Below are 6,769 nucleotides of genomic sequence, written 5' to 3'. Positions count from 1 at the left end.
CCCCGGCCCCGCTCCCCGCGCCGCCTCCCGCGACGTACTCCAGGTCGAACCCGTTCGCGACCCTCCTCGTCGGCAACAAGCTGCTCAGCCTGCCCGGCTCGCAGAAGGAGGTACGGCAGTTCGCGTTCGACACCCGCGACGGCGAACTCGGCTACGACGCCGGGGACGCGCTCGGCGTGTGGCCGGTCAACGGCGCCCCGCTGGTCGCCGAGTGGCTCGCCCTGACCGGGCTCGACGCGGACGAGCCCGTCGACCTCGGCGACGGCACACCGCCACTGCCGCTCGGTGAGGCCCTGCGCACCCGGCTCGACATCGCCCGGATCAGCACCGACCTGCTGAAGTTCGTCGTGGAGCGCACCGGCAGCCATGAGCTGAAGCGGCTGCTGCGGCCCGACAACAAGGACGCCCTCGCCCGCTGGAGCTGGGGACGGCAGGCCGCCGACGTGGTGGCCGAGTTCCCGGTGCGGGCATCGGCCGCCGAGTGGACGCGGGTCCTCAAGCGGCTCCAGCCACGCCTGTACTCCATATCGTCCAGCCCGCTCGCCCACCCCGGCGAGGTCCGCCTCACCGTCTCCGTCGTCCGCTACAGCAACGACCTGGGCCGCGACCGGCTCGGCGTGTGCTCCACCTATCTCGCCGACCATGCCGACGACGGGCCGGTGCAGGTGTTCGTGCAGCGTTCCCCGCACTTCCGGCCGCCCGCCGACCCCACCACCCCCATGATCATGGTGGGGCCGGGTACGGGCGTGGCGCCGTTCGTCGGCTTCCTGGAGGACCGGCAGGCGCGCGGGCACACCGGCCCGAACTGGCTGTTCTTCGGCGAGCAGCGGCAGGCGACCGACTTCTACTACCGACAGGAGCTGGAGGCCCATCTGGCCTCCGGGCACCTGGACCGGCTCGACCTGGCATTCTCCCGCGACCAGCGCAACAAGATCTATGTGCAGGACCGGATGCGCGAGCACGGGCCCCGCCTGTGGCAGTGGCTCCAGGACGGCGCCCACTTCTACGTCTGCGGCGACGCGGGCCGCATGGCCAAGGACGTCGACCGGGCGCTGCGGGACATCGCCGTCACGCACGGCGGCCTCGACGCGGACGAGGCGACGGCGTACGTACGGCGCCTGGCGGCGGAGAAGCGGTACGTGCGGGACGTGTACTGACCGCGCCCGGATGTGGGTCCGTCCGGGCGCTGTACAGTGGACGGCTGTGCGGGCTCAGGGCCCGCTCTTCTGTTGCCCGCCGAGGCCGATGGCGCCCCCGGTGCCGTCGTACGCCGTATCCGGCGTCGTCCGGCCGGGCGTCCGCCGTGGCCGTGCGGTCGGCCCGCCCGCCGCTGCACGTACGTTCCGCACGCCTCCCCCGGGTGTGCCCGAGCACGTCAGGTCCCGTCCCCCTTGTCTTCCGCTGCCCCCGCCGTGTCCGCGTCCGCGCGTCTGCGCGGTCTGAAGCCCGACTGGATGTCCGACCCGAGGATCTGGCGTACCGAGGTCCTGGCCGGTCTGGTCGTCGCGCTGGCGTTGATCCCCGAGGCGATCTCGTTCTCGGTGATCGCCGGGGTGGATCCGGCGATCGGTCTGTTCGCCTCGTTCACGATGGCGGTCACCATCGCGGTCGTCGGCGGGCGGCGCGCCATGATCTCCGCCGCGACGGGCGCGGTCGCGCTGGTCATCGCGCCGGTGAACCGTGAGCACGGCTTCGGCTACCTGGTCGCCACCGTGATCCTCGCCGGGGTGTTCCAGATCGTGCTGGGCGCGCTGGGCGTGGCGAGGCTGATGCGGTTCGTGCCGCGCTCGGTGATGACGGGGTTCGTCAACGCGCTCGCCATCCTGATCTTCATGGCGCAGGTGCCGGAGATGTACGACGTGCCGTGGCCGGTGTATCCGCTGATGGCGGGCGGGCTCGCGCTGATGGTGTTCTTCCCGAGGGTGACCCGGGTGGTGCCGGCGCCGCTTGTGTCGATCATCGTGCTGACCGTGATCACGGTGGCCGCCGGGATCGCCGTACCGACCGTCGGCGACAAGGGCGAGCTGCCGTCGTCGCTGCCGGTGCCGGGCCTGCCGGACGTGCCGTTCACGCTGGACACGCTGACGACGGTCGCGCCGTACGCGCTCGCGATGGCGCTGGTCGGGCTGATGGAGTCGCTGATGACGGCCAAGCTGGTCGACGACATCACCGACACGCACTCCTCCAAGACGCGGGAGTCCATCGGGCAGGGCGTCGCCAACATCGTCACCGGGTTCTTCGGCGGGATGGGCGGCTGCGCGATGATCGGCCAGACGATGATCAACGTGAAGGTGTCGGGGGCGCGGACCCGGGTGTCCACGTTCCTCGCGGGCGCGTTCCTGATGGTGCTGTGCGTGGTGTTCGGGCCGGTCGTCTCCGACATTCCGATGGCCGCGCTGGTCGCCGTGATGGTGATGGTGTCCGTCGGTACCTTCGACTGGCACTCGATCGCGCCCGGGACGCTCAGGCGGATGCCGGCCGGTGAGATCACCGTCATGGTGATCACGGTGGCGGTCGTGGTCGCGACCTCGAACCTCGCCATCGGTGTCGTCGTCGGCAGCATCACCGCCATGGTGGTCTTCGCCCGGCGGGTCGCCCGCCTCGCCGACGTCACCGCCGTCACCGACCCGGACGGCACGAGCGTCGTGTACTCCGTCACCGGTGAGCTGTTCTTCGCGTCGTCCAACGAGCTGGTCGGCCGCTTCGACTACGCCAACGATCCCGACCGGGTCGTCATCGACCTGTCCGCCGCGCACATCTGGGACGCCTCGTCGGTCGCCGCGCTGGACGCGGTGGAGACGAAGTACGCCCAGCGCGGCAAGAAGGTGGAGATCACCGGCCTGAACACGCCCAGCGCCGACCTCCGCGAACGCCTCACCGGCGAAGTGACCACGGGCCACTGACGGAGACGGCCGGCCCGGCGGGGCCGGTTCAGCAGCCGGTACCGGCGCCACCGATCCGCAGGGTCCCGGGGGCTCCGCAGCATCCCCCGTCCCCGTCTGCCGCCTCGGGGGTGTCGTACAGACCTGCGCCGCCGCAGACGCCGGTCTCCGGCAGGGTCAGTTCGACGCGTTCGGCGGCCTCGTGATCGCCGGCGAGGGCGGCGGCGATCGAGCGGACCTGCTCGTAGCCGGTCAGCGCGAGGAACGTGGGGGCGCGGCCGTAGGACTTCATGCCGACGAGGTAGAGGTCCTTCTCCGGGTGGGACAGCTCCCGCACGCCGTGCGGGCGGACGGTGCCGCACGAGTGGACGTTCGGGTCGATCAGCGGGGCCAGCGCGACCGGGGCCTCAAGGCGCTCGTCGAGGCCGAGGCGGACCTCGGACAGGAACGCCAGTTCGGGGCGGAGACCGGTCAGGACGATCACCTCGTCGACCGGGTCCAGGCGGCGTCCGTCCTCGGCGACCAGGACGAGCCGGTCTGCATCACGTTCCACAGCCTGTGTACGGAACGCCGTGACGGCACTCGCCCGGCCCCCCTCCACGGCGGCCTTGGCGCGCAGGCCCAGCGCGCCCCGCGCCGGGAGCCGGTCGGCCTCACCGCCGCCGTACGTCGATCCTGTGAGGTCCCGGCGCAGAATCCACACCGCGTGGGTTCCCGGCTCCTCCTCCGCCAGGTCGGCGAGAGCGGCCAGCGCGGTGAAGGCGGACGCCCCGGAGCCGACGACGGCGGTACGGCGGCCCGCGTACCGGGCGCGGACCCGCGCGTCGCGCAGGTCGGGCACGCGGTACGAGATGTGGTCGGCGGCGGTCGCCTCGCCGAGGGCGGGGAGCCCGTCGGCGCCCAGCGGGCCGGGCTGGGACCAGGTGCCGGAGGCGTCGATCACGGCGCGGGCGGCAATGCGCTCCTCGCGGCCGTCGGCCGACCGCACGTGCACGGTGAAGGGCTGCCGGTCGCGCCCGGCGTCGACGATGCGGTCACGGCCGGCGCGGGCGACGCCGGTGACGGTGGCGCCGTAGCGGACCCGGTCGCCGAGGGCGTCGGCCAGCGGCTGGAGGTAGCGCTCCGCCCAGTCGCCGCCCGTGGGGTACGTGGTGGCGTCGGGGCGGGTCCAGCCGGTGGGGGCGAGGAGCTTCTCGGCGGCGGGGTCGGTGACCTCGGCCCACGGGGAGAACAGCCGTACGTGCGCCCACTCGCGCACGGCGGTGCCGGCGGCGGGCCCGGCTTCCAGGACCAGCGGTTCCAGGCCGCGGTCGACGAGGTGCGCGGCGGCGGCGAGACCGACGGGGCCGGCGCCGATGACGACGACGGGCGGTCGGCCGACGGAGGCCGGGGCGACGGGTGTCCGGTCTGCGGCCGGCCGGTCGGTGGCGGGTGTGTTCACGGCGACCCCTCTGTTTCGATGTTCACCGATGCCCTGCCCGCCAGCATGACACCTGATTCGACATCGGTCAACATAGACAGTTGTCGAATCAGCGCTCTTGTTTCGACGTGTGTCAACATAGATGCATGTCGAACCCCCAGTCGTTGCCGTTGATCGAACCCGACTCCGACGCCGTGGTGCCCTGCTGTCCGCCGCTCACCGAGCGGCCCTTCACCGTGGACGAGGCCGAGACCGCCGCACGGATGTTCAAGGCGCTCGGCGACCCGGTGCGGGTGCGGCTGTTCTCCGCGGTCGCCTCACACCCGGGCGGCGAGGCCTGCGTGTGCGACATCTCCGACGTCGGCGTCTCCCAGCCGACCGTCTCCCACCACCTGAAGAAGCTCAAGGAGGCGGGCCTGCTCACCTCCGAGCGGCGCGGCACCTGGGTGTACTACCGGGTCGAACCGTCCGTCCTGGCCGCCATGGGCAGGCTGCTGACCGCGTCGGCCTCCGCCGGCGCCTGACACCCCGCGCCCCGTCATCGGGCCGGCGGGGGTGACGGGGTCACGGTCGTACGAGGAGGGCATCGGGCAGACCATGCAGCCCGTCGGCTGCGGCGGGCGCGTCTCAGGCCTCATCCGCATCCTCCGCCGCCGCGCCCGCGCCGCTCACCGTGAAGCCGATGACCGAGCCGCCGCCCTCGCGGTGTGCGGCGAAGGGGACGCCGCCGTGGGCGCGGGCCACCTCGCGGACGATGGACAGGCCGAGGCCCGAGCCGGGCAGGGAGCGGGCGTCCGGGGCGCGGTAGAAGCGGTCGAAAACCCGCAGCAGGTCGGCATCGGCGAGGCCGGGACCCCGGTCGAGGACCTCCACACGGACCGCGCCCGGCACGGCCGGGCCCGAGACGCGGATCTCGATGGGCGCCCTACCGTCACGGTCGAACTTCGCGGCGTTCTCCACCAGGTTGGACATGGCGCGCTGTAGCAGCCCGGCACGGCCGTACGCCGTGGTGTCGCCGCTCGCCCGCAGCACGATCTCGCGTCCGGTGCGCCGGCGGGCCAGCCCGGCGACCTCCTCCGCGATGTCGGCGAGATCGACCTGCTGCGGCGGCTCGCTGTCGGACTGCCCGGCGGCGAGATCCACCAGCTCGTTGACCAGATCGGTCAGCTCACGGGCCTCCTCCGCGAGGTCGGCGACCAGCTCCTCGCGCGCCTCGGGCGGCAGCTCGTCGATGCGGCGCAGCAGGGAGATGTTGGTGCGCAGCGAGGTGAGCGGGGTGCGCAGCTCGTGCCCCGCGTCCTGGACGAGGCGCCGCTGGTCCTCCTCCGACTGGGCGAGCCGGCCCAGCATGCGGTCGAAGGCGCGGCCGAGCCGCCCCACCTCGTCGTGTCCGGTGACCGGCACCTGGATGCCGAGGCGGCGGGTGCGGGCGACGTTCTCGGCGGCGGCGGTCAGGGCGACCAGGCGCCGCGTGATGCGGCGGGCCAGCCACCAGCCGAACAGCCCGGCGAGGACCACGACCGCCGCCATGGTGACGAGGGTGCGCTGCTGAAGCGTCCGCAGCAGATCCTCGGTGTCGCTGAACTCCTGCGCCACCTGCACCGCGCCCCGCCCGCCGCCGAGGGAGACCGTGGCGACGCGGTACATGTCCCGGCCGACGTCGACGTCCTTGTGCATGAGGATCCGCCCGGCGCCCGACGCGGCGGCGATCTCACGGTCGGCGGCGGTCACCGGCAGCGCGGGCCGGCCGGAGTCGGAGACGGTGCCGTCCGGGCCGAGCACCTGCACATTGGTCCGGGCCGGGCGGACCACGTCATGGCCGGGCGCGGAGGAGGAGAAGTCCTCCGGCGTCATCCGGTTGCGCCGCACCTCACCCCGTACGTCCTGCACGACCTCGTCGAACACCGACTGCTGGTCGACCCGCACCAGCCGGGCGGCGGCGTTGTACGACAGGATGCCGACGAGGACCGTGACGACGGCGGTGACGGCCGCGAAGGACACCGCGAACGTGGTGCGCAGGGAGGCCAGTCCCGGCCGCCGGACGCGTCCAGGCCGGGCCACTCAGTCCTCCCGCAGCACGTAACCCACGCCGCGCACCGTGTGGATCAGCTGCGGGGCGCCCGGCTCGTCGAGCTTGCGGCGCAGGTAGCCGACGTACACGGCGAGATTCTTGGAGCCGGGCCCGAAGTCGTAGCCCCAGATCCGGTCGTAGATCGTGGAGTGGTCGAGGACGATCCCGGCGTTGCGCACGAGCAGTTCCAGCAGCTCGAACTCGGTGCGGGTCAGCTCCAGCTCGCGGCTGCCCCGCCAGGCCCGCCGCGCCTGCGGGTCCATGCGCAGCCCGGCCGCCTCCAGCAGGCGGCCCTCGGGGGCGGGCGGGGGCGCGGTCTCCCGGTTCGGGGTGCTCGCCGCCGTGGTCGCGGGGGCGGGGCCGGGTGCGTTCTCGGCGGGGGGGGGGGTCGGACGG

The 6,769-nt window shown here is 73.2% G+C and carries 6 protein-coding genes; 3 read left to right on the top strand and 3 right to left on the bottom strand.

The window, feature by feature from the left end; genetic code table 11:
- Positions 1-1,157, top strand: a 1,157-nt coding sequence (locus tag MTQ10_RS25665) for a diflavin oxidoreductase (protein WP_374117691.1), incomplete at its 5' end; no start/stop codon positions are given.
- A gap of 297 nt (positions 1,158-1,454) precedes the next feature.
- On the top strand, positions 1,455-2,903 hold the full coding sequence (locus MTQ10_RS25660; RefSeq protein WP_374117692.1) for a SulP family inorganic anion transporter: 1,449 nt from the start codon (positions 1,455-1,457) through the stop codon (positions 2,901-2,903).
- Positions 2,904-2,931: 28 nt separating this feature from the next.
- On the opposite strand, the gene MTQ10_RS25655 is transcribed toward MTQ10_RS25660, so the two are convergent.
- Positions 2,932-4,239: an NAD(P)-binding domain-containing protein gene (locus tag MTQ10_RS25655; protein ID WP_247472536.1), complete on the bottom strand. Its 1,308-nt coding sequence runs from the start codon at positions 4,237-4,239 to the stop codon at positions 2,932-2,934.
- 209 nt (positions 4,240-4,448) lie between these two features.
- On the opposite strand from MTQ10_RS25655, the gene MTQ10_RS25650 reads away from it, so the two are divergent.
- Complete coding sequence (locus tag MTQ10_RS25650) at positions 4,449-4,826, top strand: ArsR/SmtB family transcription factor (protein WP_247472534.1); 378 nt, start codon at positions 4,449-4,451, stop codon at positions 4,824-4,826.
- A gap of 103 nt (positions 4,827-4,929) precedes the next feature.
- On the opposite strand, the gene MTQ10_RS25645 is transcribed toward MTQ10_RS25650, so the two are convergent.
- Complete coding sequence (locus tag MTQ10_RS25645) at positions 4,930-6,363, bottom strand: sensor histidine kinase (protein ID WP_247472533.1); 1,434 nt, start codon at positions 6,361-6,363, stop codon at positions 4,930-4,932.
- Positions 6,364-6,769: winged helix-turn-helix domain-containing protein (locus MTQ10_RS25640; protein ID WP_247472532.1), on the bottom strand; the 406-nt coding region annotated here is incomplete at its 5' end. It abuts the gene before it with no gap.

It is taken from the genome of Streptomyces sp. XM83C (assembly GCF_023072675.1).
Lineage (GTDB): Bacteria > Actinomycetota > Actinomycetes > Streptomycetales > Streptomycetaceae > Streptomyces > Streptomyces thermocoprophilus.
This window is presented reverse-complemented; position numbering and strand designations above follow the sequence as displayed.